Origin of the sequence: Spirillospora sp. NPDC029432, from assembly GCF_040703975.1 — a bacterium.
Classification (GTDB): Bacteria; Actinomycetota; Actinomycetes; order Streptosporangiales; family Streptosporangiaceae; genus Spirillospora.
Genome location: NZ_JBEZWH010000030.1, coordinates 60,243 through 79,421, shown reverse-complemented (window position 1 = coordinate 79,421; position 19,179 = coordinate 60,243). Strand labels below are relative to the sequence as shown.

The following is a 19,179-nucleotide window of genomic DNA, read 5'->3' as shown; positions in this document are numbered from 1 at the left end:
GCCTGCCCATCGGGATCGTCGGGGTGCTGACAAGAGTACGCCGCCCGGCGGGAATCAGAAGCCCAACGCATTGAGTGCCTCACGCTGTGTCGACCGGATGTGCGGTGCCCGCCGGGACGGCGGACGGCCGGAGGCGCAGCCGCACCGTGGTGCCCTGCTCTCCGGTACGGATCTGGACGGCGGAGCAGAGCAGCCGGACGGCCCACAGCCCGAACCGCCCCGGCCCCGCCCCCGCCGCGCGCGGCGGCACGAGCCCGTGCCCGGCCCCCGGCGCCCATCGTCCGGCGTCGGTGACCTGGCAGACCACCGAGCCGTCCGCGGGGTCGGCCCACATCGTGAGCGCCATCGGCGGCGCGCCGTGCCGGGTCGCGTTGGTGACCACCTCGGTCACCGCGACCAGCAGCCGCTGCAGGTCTCCGGCGGGCAGCAGCCCGGCGCGGCGGGCGAACTCGCCGACGTACGCCCGCAGCCAGTACAGGTCGGGCCGGTCGAGCGCCATCGACTCGGCGTCCGGCGGCGGCGCGGGCAGCGGCTCCCCGTCGCAGCGGGCGCTGAACGTCCACGGATCCAGGTAGCCGGGATTGCGGACGGCGCTGACGCCCCGGACGCTCTCCGGGTGCGTGCGCCGCGACGAGGCCACGACGCCCGCCGGCAGGCTCCGCGCGTACGGGCACAGGATCGCGGTCGGGGTGCCGGCGAACGCGACGTTGACCAGCGCCTCGGTCCGCTGCCACTCCAGGACCTCCGGCGCCGGCCGGCCGCTCCAGCCGGGCTCGCCCAGGATCCGCAGCCGCCGCCCCTCACGTTCCGCCGCGTCCGCCATGTCCAGGCAGCCGGCCAGCGTGCGGGCGGGATGGGAGTACCAGGAGGCCGACTCGTGGAACTCGATCGCGTCCGCCGCCGCCCCCAGCTCGTCGCGCAGCAGCAGCCCGCTGGCCAGCGGCGTCACCGCCAGGACCCGGTCACCGCTCGCGGCGCCCTCGCGCAGGAAGGGGAGGGCGCCGGCGAGATAGTCGTCCATCCCGTCGTACGGAAGCACGCGATGAGTGAAGGAATCGCTCACGATGCCCACCTGCGTCGGCCGTCGGTGATCGCGGCGTCCCGGACCGGCGAGAAACGGGACCCGTCCAGCCTAGGCCGCGAGCGCCCGGTTGCCGAGAGCGATTTTCACCAACTGAGAATTCCCGGCAGTGCCCCACGATCAGGACGCTAAGCTGGCCGGGCAGCTCCGGGGCCTCGTCTCCGGAGTCACCCGGGCGGACGTGGCGAAATCGGCATACGCGGCAGGTTTAGGTCCTGTTGGTGGAGACACCGTGGGGGTTCGAGTCCCCCCGTCCGCACTGGAACCTCTCCCCGGGGCTATACGCCGAGGTCGCGCCGCAGACGCTCGACGTGGCCGGTGGCCTTCACGTTGTAGTACGCCTTCTCGATCTTTCCGTCGGCGTCGATGATGAAGGTCGAGCGGATCACGCCCACGACGACCTTGCCGTACAGCTTCTTCTCGCCGTACGCGCCGTACGCCTTGAGGACCTCGGTCTCCGGGTCGGAGAGCAGCGGGAAGGTCAGCCCCTCCTTCTCGCGGAACTTCGCGAGCTTGGCGGGCTTGTCGGGGGAGATGCCCACGACGGTGACGCCGCCGGCCTCCAGTTCGGCGAGGCTGCCCTGGAAGTCGACCGACTCCTTGGTGCAGCCCGGGGTCATCGCCGCCGGGTAGAAGTACAGGATCACGCGCCGGCCGCGCAGCGACTCCAGCGTCACCGGCGCGCCGTCGGCGTCCGGAAGCTCGAATCCGGGGGCGACGTCGCCGGGCTCCAACCGCTCGGACACCTGTACCGCCTTTCTGTGGACTGGTCGGCTCCACCGTACCGGCTGGGGCGGCGCGGGCGTTTCGCGGGCAGACCTGCAACACTGTTCGGATCATGCGTGGCTGAGGCTCGAACGAGAAGGAACAGGCATGGCTGACAGGTCCCGCGACCCGGAGGCGCTGGAGCGGCAGATAGAGCGCGCCCGCCTGGAGCTCGCGCAGACGATCGACGAGCTCGCCGAGCGGGTCAACCCGCGGAACGTGGCGCAGCGCGGCGCCGAGCGCCTGAAGGACGAGGCGGGCCAGGTCGCCAAGGCCGTCGGCGCGATGTTCACCCCGGCCGAGGGCAAGGACGGCGAGGACGACCGGCCCGGCGGCGGGATCGACCCCCGGATGGTGGCGGCCGGGGTCGGCGCGGCCGTCGCGGTCACCGCCCTGGTGATCTGGCGGCGCAGGCGCCGCCGCCGCTGAACAGCAGGAACGAGGCGCCGGCCCGCGCGCGTGCGCGGGGACCGGCGCCTCGGCGCGTCCGGGCCAGGACGTCGACCACGCCGCGCAGCTCGGCCAGCTCCCCGCGGCACCGGCCGCACCCGGCCAGATGGTCGCGCAGCTCGTCGGCCTCGCCCTCGGCCAGCCGCCCGAGGGCGTACACGCCGAGGCCGATCCGGTAGTCGCCGCAGTCGGTTGGTCTCACACCTGGTGTACGCGGGAGCGCCCCCGGCCGTTCAGCCGAACTGGGGGAGATGCGCCCGGTGCGCGGCCAGCCCCTCGTCCAGGATCCGCTCGGCGGTGTGCTTGCTCCGCACGAACGGGTGCGCCATCAGGGCCTGGAGGGCGGTCCGGCGGGATCCGGTGACGGCGGCGTCGGCGGCGAGCCGCTCGTACTCGTGGATCGCCTGCGTCAGCCCCCGTACGGGCCGCGGCAGCGCCCCCATCGTCAGCGGGACGGGTCCCGCCCTCCCCACCAGCGCCGGGACCTCCACGATCGCGTCGTCCTCCAGCGAGGAGATCGCGCCGTCGTTCCGGGTGTTGACGATCATGCGGCGGCCCTCGTCGCGGTGCAGCGCGCAGATCGTGTCGACGGCGAACTCGCCGTGCTCGCCGCCGCCGCGCTCCCGGCTCGGGTCGGGGTCGTCCTTGCCCGCCTCGTTCCGGATCTGCTCGTAGTACGCGGGCAGCATCGCCTGGATGTCCTCGGCCCGGGTACGGCCCTTCTCGCGCAGCTCCCGCACGACGTCGTCGTGGAAGAAGTAGTACTTGGAGTAGGAGTTGGGCAGGAAGCCGAGCGCCTTGGCCAGCTCCGCCATCCGGGACGGGTCGCGCCACGGGGTGGCGCCGCCGCCGGGGACCTCCAGGCCGTCCAGCAGGGCCGGCAGGTCGAGCTGCTCGCCGTCGAGGCGGAGCCGTTCGGCCCAGGTGGCGTGGTTGAGGCCGATCCAGTCGGCCTCCAGGCGCTCGAACGGCAGCCCGAGCAGCTCCGCCCACATCTCGGTGTCGCCGACGTGCTGGTCGCACAGCCCGATGATCCGGGCGCCGGAGTGCCGCGCGACGGCGTCGGTGACCACGTTGGTCGGGTTGGTGTAGTTGACGATCCAGGCCCCGGGATCGGCCGCGGCGGCGATCTCCAGCAGCACCGGGACGGACCGGCACGCCATCAGGAACCCGCCCGGCCCGGCCGTCTCCTGCCCCACGACGCCGTGCCGCAGCGGGATGGACTCGTCCAGGTGGCGGCCCACCATCCCGCCCGGCCGGAACGTGGTGAACACGTACGCGGCGCCGTCCAGCGCCGCCTTCGGCTCGGTGTGCGCGGTGACGGTGAACGCGGCGCCGCGCGCGGTGAACATCCGCCGCGCCAGCCCCGCCATCAGCTCCAGATGGTCGGCGTCGATGTCGTGGCAGGCCAGCTCGGTCCCGGCCAGATCGTCCGCGCGGTGCAGCAGCCCCCGCACGATCCCCGGCATGTAGCCGCTCCCGGCTCCGATGATCGCGATCTTCACGCTCAGAAGGCTCCTTGCCGCAGGGTCGGCTCCGCGCGGGTGACCGAGTCGGCCCCGCTCTCCAGCTCGGTCTCCGGGATGTACGGGACGACGAACGCGTACTGCTCCAGCACCTCGGGCGGCACCTCGCCGGTCTCCCCGAACGCGGCGATCTCCCCCCAGCACGGTGCGCCGAGCGAGCCGCTGCGGTGCCGTACCGACAGGCCCGCGCAGAGGTTGGCGAACCGCAGCCGGTGGTCGAGCGGCCACCCGGCGAGCGTCCCGAACACGAACCCGGCGGCGAACACGTCGCCGGCCCCGGTCGGGTCGAGCGCCGTGACGGGCAGCGCCGGCGCCGACGCGCGGGTCCCGGCCCCCGTACCGGAGCGGGAGTCGATCGCGATGGCGCCGCGCGGGCCCTGCTTCACCACCACGACCGGGACCCGTTCGGCCAGCGCCTCCAGGGCCTCCTCGGGCGTACGGGTACGGGTGTACGCCATCGCCTCGACCGCGTTCGGCAGGAAGACGTCCACGTTCTCCAGCCGGTCCAGCACGTCCGTGGACCACGTCTCGGTCGGGTCCCAGCCCAGGTCGGCGAACACCAGCGCCCCGCCGCGCCGCATCTCCAGCGCCCACTCGGGAACGGGCCGGTCGATGTCGACGAAGCAGGTGGCGGCGCCCGGCGGCGAGGCGACCAGCTCGTCGGCGGGCAGCGGCAGCGGCCGGGTGTACGTCACCATGCTGCGGTCGGACGCGTACGCCAGCGACACCGTGACCGGCGTGGACCAGCCGGCGACCCGCCGCGCCCAGCGCAGGTCGACGTTCTCCTGCTCCGACAGCGTCCGCCACAGGTACGCGCCGAACATGTCGTCGCCGAACGCCGCGGCCAGCCCGGTGCGCAGCCCGAGCCGGCTCATCGCGACCGCGATGTTGGCGATCCCGCCCGGCGCCGAGCCGAGCCCGTCGGTGACCAGCTCGGTGCCCGGCGGCGGCAGCCCCGGCAGCCCCGTGAAGATCATGTCCATGAAGACCTGGCCGGTCAGGAAGACGTCCAGCTCGCGCGCCGCCGCCCCCGGGTGCCCGTGCAGGTGCTGGTGCCGGTGCAGAAGCTCGCCGGCCGGCCCCCGTTCGGTGCAGGGATCCGCCATCGACGGCCGCGGCGGCGCCCCCTGCTCTCCTGCCTTCATCGTCCCCCTCTTTTTCTACAGCCCCGGCCCACGGCCGCTCGCCTGACGGCTCGCGGCCGTGACCGCGTCTGGGCGAGCGCGACATCGCTTCGCGATCTGCCCGGGGAGGCTCGCCTTCGGCCTGGCCTCCCCGGGCAGGTAGCGCGCTCGCGCGGTGGCCGAGGTCACTTCGCGATCACCTACCCCAGTTCGGGTGCGGTGGCGGTGAAGCGGGCCTCCACCGCGGCCCGGACGATCTGCGTGGCGGGTTCCAGGTCGATCGCGGGCGGTTCGGTGCCCTCCATGGCCGCCGCGGGCGCCGCCATGAGGGACACCGGCTGGGCGCCGCGGGTCGCGCTGTCGCTCGTGAGGCCCTCGTCGGCCAGCTCGACCAGGCCGGTCAGGCGCGCGCCGAGCGCCTCGGCGTAGCTGCGGGCGCGTTCGACCGCCTCGTTCGCGGCCTGCCGGGCGGCCCGCTTGTAGACCTCGCTGTCGCGGCGCAGGCCCCAGTCGGGGCCGTGGACGTAGGCTCGCTCCACGTCGCCGAGGCGCGTGACCAGCTCGCCGAGCACCGCGAAGTCGGCGATGACCAGCCGGATCCAGACGGTGCCCTGGTACGCCCGGATGTCGCCCTCGCGGCGGCGGTACTTGAGCTGCGGCGTGATCGACAGCCCGCCGGTCTCCAGCTTCTCGACCGCGTCGCCGTACGACTTGATCAGGTCGAGCGCCTGCTGGTTGCGCTCGACCAGCCGGTCGAGGGCCTGCCGGCGGTCGCGTTCCTGCGACTGGACGTGCACCGACAGGTGCGCGATCTCCGGCTCGACCTCCAGGACGGCCTCGCCGCGGACGCTGATCAGGGGCGCGTTGGTCATACCGGCCAACGTAACCGGTCGGGCGCCCCCGGGGTCAAAGAAATGTGCGACCTTCGCCCCGGTAGGTGGGGACGGTGCGGACGGCGCGGCCGTCCTCGATGAGGTGCAGCGCGTCGAACCGTTCGCACAGCTCGCCGGCCTTGGTGTGCCGGAACCACACCCGGTCGCCGACCTTCAGGAGGTCGGCGCTGGAGCCGAGCAGCGGCGTCTGCACCTCGCCGGCGCCCTCGTTGGGGTCGTACGACAGCCCGGTCGGCAGGTACGGCCGGGGCAGCCGCAGCGCGTCGGCCGGGCCGGAGGCGAGGTAGCCGCCGCCCAGGCAGGTGACGACGCCGGGGCCGGGCCGGCGGACGACCGGCAGCGCGAACAGCGCGGCCGGGCGGCCGGTGAAGTTGGAGTAGTTGTCGAACAGGTGCGGCTGGTAGAGCCCGGATCCGGCGGCGACCTCGGTGACGGCGCGCTCGCGGGCGGTCTTCTCGACGCTGCCGGTGCCGCCGCCGTTGACGAACTCCAGGTCGGCGACCTCGCGGACGGCGGCGACGATCGCGGCGCGGCGGCGGGCCAGCTCCATCCGGGAGCGGCGCTGCATGGTCTGGATGGCGCGGGCCATCGCGGGCCGGCCGGGCGGGGTGTCGCCGACGCCGGCGATCTGCGACTCGTACGCCATCAGCCCGACCAGCCGCAGCCCGGGCCGCTTCGCGATCCGCTCGGCGAGCGCGCGCACGTCGGCGGCGGTGTGCAGCGGGGAGCGGCGGGCGCCGAACCGCACCCGGCCGCCCAGGGTCCGGTACGAGGCGTCGATGTCCACGCACACCCGGATCGGGCGCCCTCCGGCGGCCGACTCGATGAGGTCGAGGTGCTCGGTGGAGTCGACCATCAGCGTGACCGTGCGGGCGGCGCGCTCGTCGGCGGCCAGCGCGGCGACGGCGGTGCGGTCGGCGGTCGGGTAGGCGACGAGGATGTCGTCGCTGGTGCCCTGCTCGGCGAGCCAGAGCGCCTCGGGGAGCGTGAACGCCATGATCCCGGCGAACCCGTCCAGCTTCAGGACCTCGTCCAGGAGCGCGCGGCAGCGCACCGACTTGCTCGCGACCCGGATCGGCTTGCCGCCGGCGCGGCGAGCGAGGTCGGCGGCGTTGGCGTGGAAGGCCCGCAGGTCGACGACCGCGAACGGCGCCTCGATGGACGCGGTGGCGGCGTCGTATCGCTCCCGGAGGTTCATGAGGTCACAGTGCCACAGAACCACCGAATATGAGAAGTTTTCACGATAGCCGGAGGGCCGCTGATCACTCGGTCGTCAGCCTACCCGCGGATGATCGGCGAAGAAGTCCCACAGCATCGTGCTCGTCCCCGCGTGCCAGCGGTGCCTACCGCCTTCGATCTTGCAGAACGTCACCTCGACGCCGCCGCGGCCCTTGCCCGTCCCCTCGCAGTCGGCGCCGTTGCTCAGCCCCTTCAGCGGCCTGGACGGCGCGGGCAGCCCGGCCCGCTTCCGCCAGAAGTCGACGGCCTCGCGCACCGGCGGGAACGGCCGGCCGTCGTTGAAGTCGCGCCGCCCGCCGCCGTCGAACGGGACGCTCCCGTCCGCCGTCCCGTGCACGATCATCGCCGACGGCGGCCGCTCCGGGTCGCACTCGGTCACCAGCGCCCCTTCCACGACCCCGATCGCGGCCACCCGCCCGGGCCGCTCGCAGGCCAGCCGGTACGCCATGCCCGCGCCGTTGGAGAATCCGGTGACGAACACCCGCTTCGGGTCGGCCAGCCCGGCGCCGGTCAGCTTGCCGATCAGCTTGGCCAGGAAGTCCACGTCGTCGATCTTGCCGAGCTTGGCGGGGCCGCAGCAGTCGCCGGCGTTCCAGCTCATCACGAACCCGTCCGGGTAGGCGACCAGGAACCCCTTGTCGTCGGAGATGCGGTCGTACCCGGTCAGCTCGCGCATCTGGTCCATGTTGGCCGCGCCGCCGTGCAGGGCCAGGACCAGCGGCAGCGGCTCGGCCGGCTTCCCGTCGCGCCACTTCCCGCCGGTGAGTTTGGGCGGGACGTGCAGCAGGTACTCGCGGTGGCCGGGCGTGCCCACGTCGATCTTCTGCTTGTGGGTCCCCGTGCCGGTCGGGACGCCGTCCACGCTCTCGGGCCGCTTCTCGGTCGCGGCCGGCGGCTCGGGGCCGCCGTCCCCGCCGCCCTTGGAGTCGTCGCTGCAGCCCGCCAGCGCCAGCGTGGCGGCCGTGGTGAGGGTCAAGAGGAGGGCAAGGATCCGCCGCATGCGAGCGAATCTAACCCTCAGGAGGCCGCCGAAACTACTCGCTGGTAGGAACCGCCGGTCAGCCCGGCGAGCCGCGCCAGCCGCCGGTGCGACTCCAGCCGCGCCTCGCGGTCGTGGGTGCTGGTGTGGACGAGGATCTCGTCGGCCCCGGTGCGTTCCACGAGATCCTCCAGCTCCTCGGCGACGTCGTCCTCGGTCCCGTGCACGTGCCCGCGCAGGGCCTCGTCGAAGTAGCGCCGCTCCCGTTCACCCAGGTCCATCGCCAGGATCCGCTCCGCCGGGACGAGCGGCGGGAACTCCCCGTGGATCTTGGAGTAGGCGTGCGACCAGGCCTCCGGCACGAGCATCCGCCACGCCTCCTCGCGCGTGTCGGCGATCGCGACCGTCCCGGAGACGATCACGTACGGCTCGCGCCCCCACGGCCCCGGCCGGAAGCCCGCCCGGTACCGCTCGATCGCCTCGACCATCCGGGCCCGCCCCCGTACCGCCGCGATCACCAGCGGCAGCCCGGACGCCGCCGCGATGTCCGCGCCCGCCCCCGTGGCCAGCACGAACGCGGGCACCCGCAGCCCCTCCGCCGGCCAGGCGTGCACGCCCGGATGGGCGCTCTGGTCCCCGCTGAAGTAGCCGAGCAGCTCCGCCAGCCGCGCCTCGAAGTCGTCCGCGTCCTTCCGGTCGTGGCCGAGCGCGCGCCGCACGCCGCCCGTGAAGCCGACCGAACGCCCGAGCCCCATGTCGATGCGCCCGGGGAACAGCGACTCCAGGACGCCGAACTGCTCCGCCACCACCAGCGGCTGATGATTGGGGAGCATGACGCCGCCCGTGCCCACCCGGATCCGGGACGTCGCGGCCGCCACCGCCGCGGCCAGGACGGTCGGCGCCGGCCCCGCCACCCCCGGCACGCCGTGATGCTCCGACACCCAGAACCGGTGGTACCCCAGCGCCTCCGCCTGCCGCGCGAACTCCACCGTGTCCTGAAGGGCCCGCGGATGCCCCTCGCCCTCCCGCGTGCGGGACCTGTCCAGGATCGAGAAACGCGTCGTTCCAAGGCTCACATCTCCTGCAACACCGCACGTCCCGCGGCATTCCTCGGCGTAAGCTCGGGCCGTGCCCGAATACGTGCTGACCCTCTCCTGCCCGGACCGTCCCGGGATCGTCGCGGCCGTCTCCGGCCTGCTCGCCGAGCGCGGCTGCAACATCCTGGAGAGCCAGCAGTACGGCGACCGCGACACCGGCCGCTTCTTCATGCGGGTGCAGTTCGCCGGGCTGCCCGACACCGACCCGGAAGAGCTGCGCGGCGCGTTCGGCGCGCTGAGCGCCGAGCTGGGCCTGGAGTACAGCCTCACCGGCACCACCGACCGGCAGCGCGTGCTGATCATGGTGTCCAAGGGCGGGCACTGCCTGAACGACCTCCTCTACCGGCAGCGGTCCGGGCTGCTCGACATCGACATCGTCGCGGTCGTGTCCAACCACCCCGACCTGCGGCCGCTCACCCAGTCGTACGGCATCGACTACCACCACCTGCCGGTCGCCAGGGAGACCCGCGCCGCTCAGGAGGCCGAGGTCCTCACCCTCGTCGAGCACTACCGCGCCGACGTCGTCGTGCTGGCCCGCTACATGCAGATCCTGTCGGACGACTTCTGCGCCAAGCTGCCCGGCCGGGTGATCAACATCCACCACTCGTTCCTGCCGGGGTTCAAGGGCGCCCGCCCGTACCACCAGGCGCACGCGCGCGGGGTGAAGCTGATCGGCGCCACCGCCCACTACGTGACCGCCGACCTGGACGAGGGGCCGATCATCGAGCAGGAGGTCGCCCGGGTGGACCACGGCCACAGCCCGGAGGACCTGATGGCGGTCGGCCGCGACCTGGAGTGCCTGGCGCTGGCCCGCGCCGTCCGCTGGCACACCGAGCACCGGATCCTGCTGAACGGCGAGAGCACCGTCGTCTTCCGCTGATCCGCGCGCCGGGTTTCACAGAATGTGATCTTCCACCACTATGGGTGAGGTGTACCTGCACACCTCGGGGGTGGTGATGTGGTGACGAGCGAGACGCTGGTCGCGGAACCGGCCGCGGACGCCGAAAGCGGGCAGCGCGCCCGGCGGCTGGCCAGGCGGGAGTTCCGGCCGCGCCGCGCGGCGGCGGGCCTGTGCGCCGCGCTGCTGCTGGCGCTGGCGGGCGGCGTCGCGGCGATCGAGGTGGTGAGCGTCCTCATCGGGGACCCGGCCGGGCTGGTCCCGGCCGACCGTTGGGCGGCCTGGCTGCACCGCACGTCCTGGAACGATCCACGGGTGCTGGCCGCCGCCAGCGGCGTGACCGCGGCGGGCCTGGCCCTCCTGCTCAGCCTGCTGCCCGCCCGCCGCCCGCGGATGATCCCGCTGCACGGCGCCGACCCGTACCTCGCCGCCGCGATCAGCCGCCGCACGCTCCAGCGCTCGCTGGTCTCGGCGGGCCTGAGCGTGCCCGGCATCGTGAAGGTCCGCGTCCGGGTGCGCGGCGGCCGGTTCCGCCGCCGGGTGACCGTCCGCGCCGTGACCCGCTACCGCAACCCCGCCAACCTCACGGACCTGGTCCGCGGGGCGCTGGCGGCCCGGCTGTCGGAGATGGACCTGATGGACCCGCGGCGCGTGCGCGTCCGGCTGAGCTGGCGGAAGGACTGAGATGAGACTAGCGACGCTGACGACCGGGCTGCTCGTGGTCGCCGCCGGGATCGGCGCCCTGCTGGCCGGCCTCGGCGCGTTCGGCCCCGGCCTCGCCGAGCGCCCCCTGCTCACCTCCGAGATGGCCAGGTACGCGGGGGACAACGACTGGTTCTGGCCGGTCGCGGGCGGTGTCGCCGAGACCGTGGCGCTGGCGGGCCTGATGTGGCTCGGCACGCAGATCCGCGCGTGGACGCTCTCCCGCCGCGCCGCCCTGGACGCCCCGACCCGCAAGCTGGCCGCGGTGGCCGGCGGCGAACTCCTCCGCGAGGCCCGCCACGTCCCCGGAGTCCGCGACGCCCGCGTACGCCTCACAGGCAGCCGCCTGCGCCCGCGCCTCCTGGTCACTATCCTCTGCGCCCCCGACGCGGCCCCCGCCGAGATCCACACCGACCTGTCCAACGGCCCGATCGAGCGCTACCGGGCCGCCATGGACATGGACGGCCTGATAGTGGTCATCCGCTTCCACATGGAAGACCCGATCCCCACCCCACCGACCCCGGTCCCCGCCTGAATCACCAACCGAACCACTCTGGCCCGCACAACCCCAGCAGGCCGGCTGAGGTGGTGCGGGCCGGAAGCGTTGCGATCGCGTCCGAAGGCAGATTCGAGCGCAAGCGAGAATCTGATCGCGCAGCGAGCCGCCAAGGCGAGACGGAGCGATGCAGCGATCGCCGTTTTGCCCGCCGAAGGAAGGCCGTCAAGGCCTGACGCCAAGGGCAAAAAAATAAACACGCCCCCGGGTCGGCCACGTGGGAGCGCGAGTCCGAACCGGGGGCGGTGTCCGATGTGGCGTCCGATGACGTCCCCGGCTCCGAGCGGGAGGAGCCGGGGACGCCGCCGGGGCCGTCCGCGGATCACATGTCTGTACGGTTCATATGTCTGCACGGTGACTATGCGCGACCCCGTGGCGACGGTCACTCTTGTGTACATTTCGTTCACGACCGCGGCGATGCGCGGCCGTCCCGCCGGTTCCAGGAGCCCGGGCGGATGCGGTGGCCTGGTGGATCGGGTTCAGGGATGTGCTCGGGATGCGGCGAAAAGGGATGATGGCGGGGCCGGGGAAGGGGTGGAGCCTGGCCCGGCAGCTGCTGGTGCTCCAGGCCGCGATCGTGGGGCTGCTGGTGGTCGTGGGGGCCGTGGCGGCGTACATGGACTCGCAGCGCGCGGCGCGCGTCCAGGCCCGGCACACCGTGACCGTGGTGGCGCTGACGATCGCGGACGCGCCGAGCGTGCGGGCCGCGCTGTCGGCGACGGAGCCGAGCCGGTCGCTCCAGCCGTACGCCGAGCGGGTCCGGCACGACACCGACGTGGACTTCGTCACGATCATGAGTCCGGAGGGGGTGCGGTACACGCATCCCAATCCGAGCCGGATCGGGCAGCATTTCGTCGGCAACACGGCGCCGGCGCTGGCCGGCCGGACGTTCAGCGAGACCTACACCGGGACGCTGGGGCCGTCGGTCCGTACGGTGACGCCGGTCTTCGACGACGCCGGGCGGGTGGTGGCGCTGGTGGCGGTCGGCATCACGATCCACACGATCTCGGCGGAGCTGCGCGACCGGCTGGTGCCGCTGATCGCGGTGGCGGTGGGGGTACTGGCGTTCGGGATCGCTGGGAGCTGGCTGGTCAGCACCCGGTTGCGGCGGCAGACGCGGGGCGTGGCGCCGGGCGAGCTGCGCGGGATGTTCGACTACTACGAGGCCATCCTGCACGCGGTGCGGGAGGGGCTGGTGCTGCTGGACCGGGACGGCCGGATCGTGCTGTGCAACGACGCCGCCCGCGATCTGCTGGATCTGCCGCCCGAGCCGGAGGGCAGGGACGCGGGCCGGCTGGGCCTGCCGCCGGAGCTGGTCGGCGCGATGAACTCCGCGGAGCCCCGTACCGACGAGATCCATGTCGGCGACACCCGGGTGCTGGTGGTCAACACCGCGCCTGTACGGTCCAGGGACCGTGCCATGGGAAACGTCGTGACGCTGCGCGACCACACCGAGCTGCAGGCCCTCCTGGGGGAGCTGGACACCGTGCGGGGCTTCGCCGAGTCCCTGCGGTCGCAGGCCCATGAGGCGGCGAACCGGCTGCACACGGTCGTGTCGCTGGTCGAGCTGGACCGTCCCGCGCAGGCGGTGGAGTTCGCCACCGCCGAGCTGCGGACGGCGCAGCGGCTCACCGACCGGGTGGTGGGCGCGGTCCGGGAGCCCGTCCTGGCGGCGCTGCTGCTCGGCAAGTCCACCGAGGCCGCCGAGCGGGGGGTGGACCTGGAGGTCGCGGACGACATCACGATCGACGGGGCGGAGGGCGCGGTCGAGCCGCGCGATCTGGTCACCATCCTCGGCAACCTGATCGACAACGCCGTGGACGCCGCGATCGAGGGCCTGGCCGAGGACCGGCCGCCGCGGGTGCGGGTCACCGCCGCCACGTCGGCCGGCGAGCTGGTGATCGAGGTCCGCGACACCGGGCCGGGCCTGGATCCGGACAGCGCGCAGGACATGTTCCGGCGCGGCTGGACGACCAAGGCCGCCGACGGCCCGGCCGGGCCGCGCGGGCTGGGGCTGGCGCTGGTCGGGCAGGCCGTCCGGCGCTATCGGGGGACCATCGAGGTGGAGCGGGACGGCGGCGCCGTGCTGCGCGTCCGGCTCCCGCTGCGCTCCCCGGAGGAGATCAGCTCGTGATCAAGGTTCTGGTGGTGGAGGACGACCAGGTGGCCGCCGAGGCCCACCGGCAGTACGTGGAGCGGGTCGCGGGCTTCGAGGTGGCCGGGGTGGTGCACTCGGGCGCGGACGCGCTGCGGTTCTGCGAGCGCGAGAAGGTGGACGTCGTCCTGCTGGACTTCTACCTGCCCGACACCCACGGCCTGACCGTGTGCCGGGCGCTGCGCGCGGGCGGCCTGGCCGTGGACGTGATCGCGGTGACGTCGGCGCGGGACCTGGCGGTGGTGCGCACGGCCGTGTCGGTGGGGGTCGTCCAGTACCTGCTCAAGCCGTTCACGTTCGCGTCGCTGCGGGACAAGCTGGAGGGGTACGCGCTGTTCCGGCGGCGGGCCGAGCAGCCCGGCGAGGTCAGCGGGCAGGCCGACGTGGACGGCATCCTCGCCGCGCTCCGCACCACCGACCAGCGGTCGCTGCCGAAGGGCATGAGCGGCGCCACCCTGGAGGCGATCACCGAGGTGCTGACGGGGGCGGCCGGGGGCCTGTCGGCGGCGTCGGCGGCGTCCCTCACGGGCGTGTCGCGGGTGACCGCGCGCCGCTACCTGGAGTACCTCGCCGACAACGGGCTGGCGCAGCGCCGGCCCAGCTACGGCCAGGTGGGACGCCCCGAAGTCCGCTTCTACCCGCTTCCGGCAAAGAGGGATTGACCTGGTTATTGGCCCCTAGGGTGATTTCCGGCGCCCCCGCCGAGTATGTACTGCACACCATCGGCTCTTCAGGGGGATGCCGCCATGACTGAGGGAAACACGCAGGCCACCGAGCGGCCCGCGGGAGCGAGCCTGCCGGGCCAGGCCCGGCGGACGGTGAGCGGGCGGGGGAGCGCTTCCGGCGGGGAGCGGAGCGACCTCGTCACGCCGAACGGCCGTACCAAGATCGCCGACGCCGTGGTCGCGAAGGTCGCCGGCATGGCGGCCCGCGAGATCGGCGGGGTGCACGACATGGGCGCCGGGATGAGCCGCACGCTCGGCTCGGTCAAGGAACGGCTGCCCGGCGGCATGGGCGGCGGGCAGAGCAGCGCCCAGGGCGTGTCGGTGCAGGTCGGCGAGCGGCAGGCCGCGATCGACATCGACCTGATCGTGGAGTACGGCGCGTCCATCCCGGAGCTGGCCGCGGCCGTCCGCGACAACGTGATCGAGGAGGTCGAGCACATGTGCGGGCTCGACGTCGTCGAGGTCAACATCGACGTGGCCGACATCCACCTGCCCGGCGAGGAGGCTCGGGAGGACTCGCAGCCGTCCGAGCCGCGGGTGCGATGACCGCCGGTACGGCGACCGCGGGAGCCCGCGCGGCGGGCGCGTCCGGCGCCGCGGAGCGGGTGCGGCTCGCCGAGCGGATCGGCGCGGCCGTGGCGGACCTGCCCGAGGTGGCGGGGCTGAGCGCCGGGCCGCGCGCGCACGTGGTCACCTACCGGGTCGGCGCCCCGTACGCCGGGGTCGCCGTCCGCGAAGGGGAGATCGAGGTGGGCGTGACCGTCGCCCGCCCGGACCGGCCGCTGCCCGCGATCGCCGAGAGCGTCCGGCGGGCCGCCCTCCCGCTGGCCGGCGGCCGGCCGGTGCACGTGCTGGTCGCGGACATCGCGGAGGAGGACTGAGATGGACGCGAAGAGGTGGGCGCCGGTCGTCGGGCTGGCCTTCGGTACGGCGCTCGGGTTCGCCGGCGCGTTCGGCGGGTTCGGGACGTTCGTGCTCGTGCTGGTGATCGGCCTGATCGGCATGGCCGTCGGGTTCGCCGTCAGCGGGCACCTGGACGTCGGCGAGATGGTCTCGTCGGTCGGCTCGCGGAGGGGGCGGCCGTGACCGCCGAGGTACTGCCGCCGACGGCGGAGCCGCCGCCCCGGCCCGAGCGCTCGCCCGCCGCGGGCGACCCGTACGGGGGCGGGCGCGGCCGCACCGAGATCGCCGAACGCGCGGTCGGCCGGATCGTCGCCCGCGCCGTGGCCGAGACCGCGGACGCCGGCGGGCTCGGGCGTAGCCACACGGCCCGCACCGACGTGGAGATCGCCGGTTCCGTGGTGACCGCGCGGGTGCGGATGTCGGTGGTCTACCCGGCGCCGGTACGGGACGTCGCCGCCCGGGTGCGCGAGCGCGTCCGAGAGCGGGTGGAGAGCCTGACCGGCCTCGCCGTACGGCAGGTGGACATCGAGGTCGAGTCGCTGGAGCGGCCCGGCCGCGACACCCGGCGGGTGGTCGCGTGACCACCGGCGCCGGGCGGCTCCCCGGAGTCGGGGCACCGGCCGGCGGGTCCCGGGCGGGCGGCCGGGCGGGCGGCCGGGCGGCGCGGCGCGCGTTCCACTCCCGCCGGATCCTGCCCGCGCTGATCGCGGCGCTGCTGGTGACGGCCGCCGGGGTGCTGCTCGCGATCGAGGCGATCTCGGCGCTGGCCGGGGGGCCCGCGCGGCTCGTCCCGTACGACCGGGTGACGTCGTGGGCGACCGGGACGGCGTGGAAGGAGGCGGCCGCGCTGGCCGCGTCCGGCGTGACCGCGCTGCTCGGGCTGCTGTTCCTGCTGGCCGGGTTGCGGCCGGGCCGGAGCAGGCTGGTGCCGCTGCGCGGCGGCGATCCCCGGCTGACCGTCGCGATCACCCGGCGCGGGCTGCGGTCCGCCGTCGCGGCGGCCGCCGCGGAGGCCGGGGGCGTGACCGCGGCGAAGGCCAAGGTGCGGGGGCGCAAGGTCAAGGTGACCGCCGAGACGGCCATGCGCGACCCCGGCGACCTGCGGGAACGAGTGGAAGAGGCCGTACGGCGGCGGCTCGACGAGCTGGATCCGCTGCCGCGGCGCGGAGTCGCCGCCCGGATCCGCGCCCCGAAGGAGTGAGGTGCCGCCATGGACCGCCATGCGTCACGGCTCAACCACATCGGCCTCACCCTGCTGGGCCTGCTCCTGCTGGCCGCCGGGGCCGCCGGGCTCGCCCGCGGGCTGGGCGCCTTCGGCACGGCCGCGGCCGCCGACCCGCTGATCAGCGAGGGGATGCGGTCGTTCGCGCGGGACCAGGACTGGTTCTGGCCCACGATCGCCGCCGTCGGAGTGGTCCTGGCCCTGCTCGGCCTGGCGTGGCTGCTGGCCCAGGCCAGGTCGGAACGGTTGCCGGGGCTGGCGCTGAACCCCGGCGGCGCGGGCGGCTCGACCCGGCTGTCGGCCAAGGCCGTCACGGCGGCGCTGGAGGACGAGATCGGCGACTATCCGGGCGTCCAGGGCGTCCGGGCCCGCCTGCTCGGCAGCTCCGCACGGCCTCGGCTGCGGCTCCATGTCGCGTACCGGCGCGGTACGGACCTCGCCGAACTGCGCGACCGCATCGACCGCGAGGGCGTCGCCCATCTCAGGACCGCCCTCGAACGCGACACGATGCCCGCCGCCGTCCGGCTGCGGCCGGCCGCCGGCAAGAAGGCCAAGCGGCGGGTCGCCTGATCTTGTCTCGGTACGTCCCGGCGTGCCACCGTGCGACGCATGGAGACGGAGATGCAGGCGAACGTCGCGGCGTTCGAGCAGACGCTGCGGTCCACGATCGCGCTCGCCGGGACGTTCGCGGCCGGGGACTGGACGCGGCCCACCGACTGCCCCGGCTGGTCGGTCCAGGACGTCGTGTCGCACATGGTCGGCACCGAGCTGATGCTTCTCGGTGAGGACCCGGCCGGCGGCCACGTGCTGGCCGAGGAGCCCGCGCACGTACGGAACGATCTCGGCCGGCTGATCGAGCCCGGCGTCGACGCCCGGCGCGGCCGGTCCGGGCCGGAGGTCCTGGCGGAGCTGCGCGAGGTCTTGGACCGGCGGCTGGAGGCGCTCGCGGCCACCGATCCCGAGCGGCCGACCACTGCGCCGACCGGCGCGACGGTGCCGTACAAGGAGTTCATGGTCTTCCGCGCGTTCGACTGCTACATCCACGAGCAGGACATCCGCCGGGCGGTCGGCCGTCCGGGCAATCTGGACGCCCCGGCCGCCGCCTGCGCGCGGCGGATCATGGAGCCGGGCCTGCCGGTGATCGTGGGCAGGCGGTCGGGTGCGGCGCCGAAGCAGACCGTGCTGTTCGAGGTCAGCGGGGCCGTTCCGTTCGCCGCCCGGATCCAGGTCGGCGAGGACGGCCGCGCCCGACCGGTCGAGGCGGGCACGCCGGACGTCACGCTGCGGATGGACTGGGAGGCGTTCATGGTCCTGGTCGCGGGCCGCCGCACCCCCGCCGACGTCGCGGTGGACGTCACCGGCGACACCGCGCTGGGCGGCCGCGTCCTGGCGAACATGACGCTGACACCTTGAAGCCGGTTTTGACGGGTTTTGGCGGCTGGTATCCGTAAATGCCCAGCTCGCTGGGCTATCGTGCGAAGAAATCGGCGTCGAGGGGATGGAGGGTTCAGCTTGAAGGACGTTCCAGCACAAGCCGGCTCCAACACGGAGCCCTTCGACGTACGGGGGGATATCACGGACCATTCCGCGGGCCCCTTCCACTGAGCGGCCCGTCGTCTCGGGGATCGTGACCGCGGTCACGGTCCCCGAACGCTTTCCGGTGGTAAGTTGTGTTTTCCAACTCACTAGGGAGCGTGCCATGCGCGACGCAGTGATCATCGAGGCCGTCCGTACCCCCATCGCCAAGGGCCGCCCGAACGGCGCCCTCCACGACGACCACCCCGCCGCCCTGCTCGCCCGTACCCTCCGGATCCTCGTCGAGCGCGCCGGAATCGACCCCGCCGCCGTCGACGACGTCATCGGCGGCGTCGTCACCCAGGCCGGCGACCAGGCCCTCAACCTCACCCGCACCGCCGTGCTGGCCGCCGGATTCCCCGAGACCGTCCCCGCGATGACCGTCGACCGGCAGTGCGGCTCGTCCCAGCAGGCCGTCCACATCGCCGCCCAGGGCGTGCAGAGCGGCGCGTACGACATCGCGATCGCCTGCGGCGTGGAGTCGATGTCCCGGGTGCCGATGGGCTCGGCCGTCCTGCCTGGCGGCGACCCGTTCGCGCCCCTCGCGTCCCGCTACCCCGAGGGCCTCGTCGGCCAGGGCGTCAGCGCCGAACTGATCGCCGCCCGGTGGAAGCTCACCCGCGAGGAGATGGACGCCTTCGCGTTCGAGTCCCACCGCCGCGCGGCCGCCGCCCACGCCGCCGGCGAGTTCGACCGCGAGCTCGCCTGGCCGGGCATGGACGAGACCGTACGCCCCGACACCTCGCCCGAGGCCCTCGCCCGCCTCCGGCCCGCGTACCACGACCCCGCCACGGCCGCCCGCTTCCCCGAGATCGGCTGGGACATCACCGCCGGGAACGCCTCACCCGTCAACGACGGCGCCGCCGCCGTACTGATCATGGGCGCGGACGTGGCCGAGCGCCTGGACCTGCGGCCACGCGCCCGCTTCCGCGCGTTCGCCGTCGCCGGCGACGACCCCCTCCTCATGCTCACCGCGATCATCCCCGCGACCGCCAAGGCCCTCGCGAAGGCGGACCTCTCCCTCGCCGACATCGACCTGTTCGAGGTGAACGAGGCGTTCGCGCCGGTCGTCCTCGCCTGGGCCCGCGACACCGGCGCCGACCTGTCCCGCGTCAACGTCCGCGGCGGCGCCATCGCGATCGGCCACCCCCTCGGCGCCAGCGGCGCCCGCCTCATGACCACGCTCCTGCACGCCCTGGAGGACCGGAACGCCCGCTTCGGCCTCCAGACCATGTGCGAGGCCGGCGGCCTGGCGAACGCCACGGTCATCGAACGTTCTTCCTAAGATG

23 protein-coding genes and 1 tRNA gene are annotated in these 19,179 nt (G+C 74.0%); 15 read left to right on the top strand and 9 right to left on the bottom strand.

The window, feature by feature from the left end; all coding sequences use genetic code 11:
• Positions 1 to 79: 79 nt before the first annotated feature.
• On the bottom strand, positions 80 to 1,063 hold the full coding sequence (locus AB0881_RS23410) for a sensor histidine kinase (protein ID WP_366619832.1): 984 nt from the start codon (positions 1,061 to 1,063) through the stop codon (positions 80 to 82).
• A 193-nt stretch (positions 1,064 to 1,256) separates the two neighbouring features.
• Here AB0881_RS23410 and AB0881_RS23405 point away from each other — a divergent pair.
• Positions 1,257 to 1,340 (top strand) — tRNA-Leu (locus AB0881_RS23405).
• Positions 1,341 to 1,359: 19 nt separating this feature from the next.
• Here the strand turns inward: AB0881_RS23405 and bcp are convergent.
• Positions 1,360 to 1,827: a thioredoxin-dependent thiol peroxidase gene (bcp, locus tag AB0881_RS23400; protein ID WP_366619830.1), complete on the bottom strand. Its 468-nt coding sequence runs from the start codon at positions 1,825 to 1,827 to the stop codon at positions 1,360 to 1,362.
• A 127-nt stretch (positions 1,828 to 1,954) separates the two neighbouring features.
• Between bcp and AB0881_RS23395 the strand changes: the two genes are divergently transcribed.
• Positions 1,955 to 2,275, top strand: coding sequence for a DUF3618 domain-containing protein (locus tag AB0881_RS23395; RefSeq protein WP_366619828.1), 321 nt, complete (start codon positions 1,955 to 1,957; stop codon positions 2,273 to 2,275).
• On the opposite strand, the gene AB0881_RS23390 is transcribed toward AB0881_RS23395, so the two are convergent.
• From AB0881_RS23390 to AB0881_RS23360, 7 genes are all read right to left on the bottom strand, one after another.
• Positions 2,232 to 2,498, bottom strand: coding sequence for a zf-HC2 domain-containing protein (locus AB0881_RS23390; RefSeq protein ID WP_366619826.1), 267 nt, complete (start codon positions 2,496 to 2,498; stop codon positions 2,232 to 2,234). The two genes, AB0881_RS23395 and AB0881_RS23390, sit on opposite strands and share 44 nt — an antisense overlap.
• Positions 2,499 to 2,529: 31 nt before the next feature.
• Positions 2,530 to 3,801, bottom strand: coding sequence for a glycoside hydrolase family 4 (locus tag AB0881_RS23385; protein WP_366619824.1), 1,272 nt, complete (start codon positions 3,799 to 3,801; stop codon positions 2,530 to 2,532).
• 2 nt (positions 3,802 to 3,803) lie between these two features.
• Positions 3,804 to 4,967 (bottom strand): carbohydrate kinase family protein, encoded by a 1,164-nt coding sequence (locus AB0881_RS23380; RefSeq protein ID WP_366619822.1) that lies wholly within the window; start codon positions 4,965 to 4,967, stop codon positions 3,804 to 3,806.
• 179 nt (positions 4,968 to 5,146) lie between these two features.
• Positions 5,147 to 5,818, bottom strand: a complete 672-nt coding sequence (locus AB0881_RS23375; RefSeq protein WP_366619820.1) for an SIMPL domain-containing protein — start codon at positions 5,816 to 5,818, stop codon at positions 5,147 to 5,149.
• A gap of 34 nt (positions 5,819 to 5,852) precedes the next feature.
• Positions 5,853 to 7,037, bottom strand: a complete 1,185-nt coding sequence (locus tag AB0881_RS23370; RefSeq protein WP_366619818.1) for an amino acid deaminase/aldolase — start codon at positions 7,035 to 7,037, stop codon at positions 5,853 to 5,855.
• Positions 7,038 to 7,112: 75 nt separating this feature from the next.
• Positions 7,113 to 8,078: a PHB depolymerase family esterase gene (locus AB0881_RS23365; RefSeq protein ID WP_366619816.1), complete on the bottom strand. Its 966-nt coding sequence runs from the start codon at positions 8,076 to 8,078 to the stop codon at positions 7,113 to 7,115.
• A 17-nt stretch (positions 8,079 to 8,095) separates the two neighbouring features.
• A complete protein-coding gene (locus AB0881_RS23360; RefSeq protein WP_366619814.1) occupies positions 8,096 to 9,133 on the bottom strand; it encodes an LLM class flavin-dependent oxidoreductase in 1,038 nt (345 codons plus the stop codon).
• A 52-nt stretch (positions 9,134 to 9,185) separates the two neighbouring features.
• On the opposite strand from AB0881_RS23360, the gene purU reads away from it, so the two are divergent.
• The 13 genes from purU (at position 9,186) to AB0881_RS23295 (ending at position 19,175) form a co-directional block, all read left to right on the top strand.
• Complete coding sequence (gene purU, locus AB0881_RS23355) at positions 9,186 to 10,034, top strand: formyltetrahydrofolate deformylase (protein ID WP_366619813.1); 849 nt, start codon at positions 9,186 to 9,188, stop codon at positions 10,032 to 10,034.
• 81 nt (positions 10,035 to 10,115) lie between these two features.
• On the top strand, positions 10,116 to 10,736 hold the full coding sequence (locus AB0881_RS23350; RefSeq protein ID WP_366619811.1) for a DUF6286 domain-containing protein: 621 nt from the start codon (positions 10,116 to 10,118) through the stop codon (positions 10,734 to 10,736).
• Position 10,737: 1 nt separating this feature from the next.
• A complete protein-coding gene (locus tag AB0881_RS23345) occupies positions 10,738 to 11,289 on the top strand; it encodes a hypothetical protein (protein ID WP_366619809.1) in 552 nt (183 codons plus the stop codon).
• A 517-nt stretch (positions 11,290 to 11,806) separates the two neighbouring features.
• The gene (locus AB0881_RS23340) at positions 11,807 to 13,444 is read left to right on the top strand and encodes a sensor histidine kinase (protein ID WP_366619807.1); all 1,638 of its coding nucleotides are present in this window, start codon (positions 11,807 to 11,809) and stop codon (positions 13,442 to 13,444) included.
• A complete protein-coding gene (locus AB0881_RS23335) occupies positions 13,441 to 14,127 on the top strand; it encodes a response regulator (protein ID WP_366619805.1) in 687 nt (228 codons plus the stop codon). The genes AB0881_RS23340 and AB0881_RS23335 overlap by 4 nt, the downstream gene beginning before the upstream one ends.
• Before the next feature lie 84 nt (positions 14,128 to 14,211).
• A complete protein-coding gene (locus tag AB0881_RS23330) occupies positions 14,212 to 14,736 on the top strand; it encodes an Asp23/Gls24 family envelope stress response protein (RefSeq protein ID WP_366619804.1) in 525 nt (174 codons plus the stop codon).
• Positions 14,733 to 15,071, top strand: a complete 339-nt coding sequence (locus tag AB0881_RS23325; RefSeq protein ID WP_366619802.1) for a hypothetical protein — start codon at positions 14,733 to 14,735, stop codon at positions 15,069 to 15,071. The genes AB0881_RS23330 and AB0881_RS23325 overlap by 4 nt, the downstream gene beginning before the upstream one ends.
• Before the next feature lies 1 nt (position 15,072).
• Positions 15,073 to 15,276 carry a hypothetical protein gene (locus AB0881_RS23320; protein ID WP_366619800.1) on the top strand — a complete coding sequence of 68 codons (204 nt, stop codon included), beginning with the start codon at positions 15,073 to 15,075 and terminating at the stop codon, positions 15,274 to 15,276.
• Entirely contained in the window at positions 15,273 to 15,674 is a 402-nt protein-coding gene (locus AB0881_RS23315; protein WP_366619798.1) for an Asp23/Gls24 family envelope stress response protein, read from the top strand. Before AB0881_RS23320 ends, AB0881_RS23315 begins: the two co-directional genes overlap by 4 nt.
• Positions 15,671 to 16,294, top strand: coding sequence for a DUF6286 domain-containing protein (locus AB0881_RS23310; protein WP_366619796.1), 624 nt, complete (start codon positions 15,671 to 15,673; stop codon positions 16,292 to 16,294). The genes AB0881_RS23315 and AB0881_RS23310 overlap by 4 nt, the downstream gene beginning before the upstream one ends.
• Positions 16,295 to 16,303: 9 nt before the next feature.
• Positions 16,304 to 16,885, top strand: coding sequence for an alkaline shock response membrane anchor protein AmaP (locus AB0881_RS23305; RefSeq protein WP_366619794.1), 582 nt, complete (start codon positions 16,304 to 16,306; stop codon positions 16,883 to 16,885).
• 39 nt (positions 16,886 to 16,924) lie between these two features.
• Positions 16,925 to 17,728 carry a maleylpyruvate isomerase family mycothiol-dependent enzyme gene (locus tag AB0881_RS23300; protein ID WP_366619792.1) on the top strand — a complete coding sequence of 268 codons (804 nt, stop codon included), beginning with the start codon at positions 16,925 to 16,927 and terminating at the stop codon, positions 17,726 to 17,728.
• A 286-nt stretch (positions 17,729 to 18,014) separates the two neighbouring features.
• On the top strand, positions 18,015 to 19,175 hold the full coding sequence (locus AB0881_RS23295) for a thiolase family protein (protein WP_366619790.1): 1,161 nt from the start codon (positions 18,015 to 18,017) through the stop codon (positions 19,173 to 19,175).
• Positions 19,176 to 19,179: the final 4 nt, after the last annotated feature.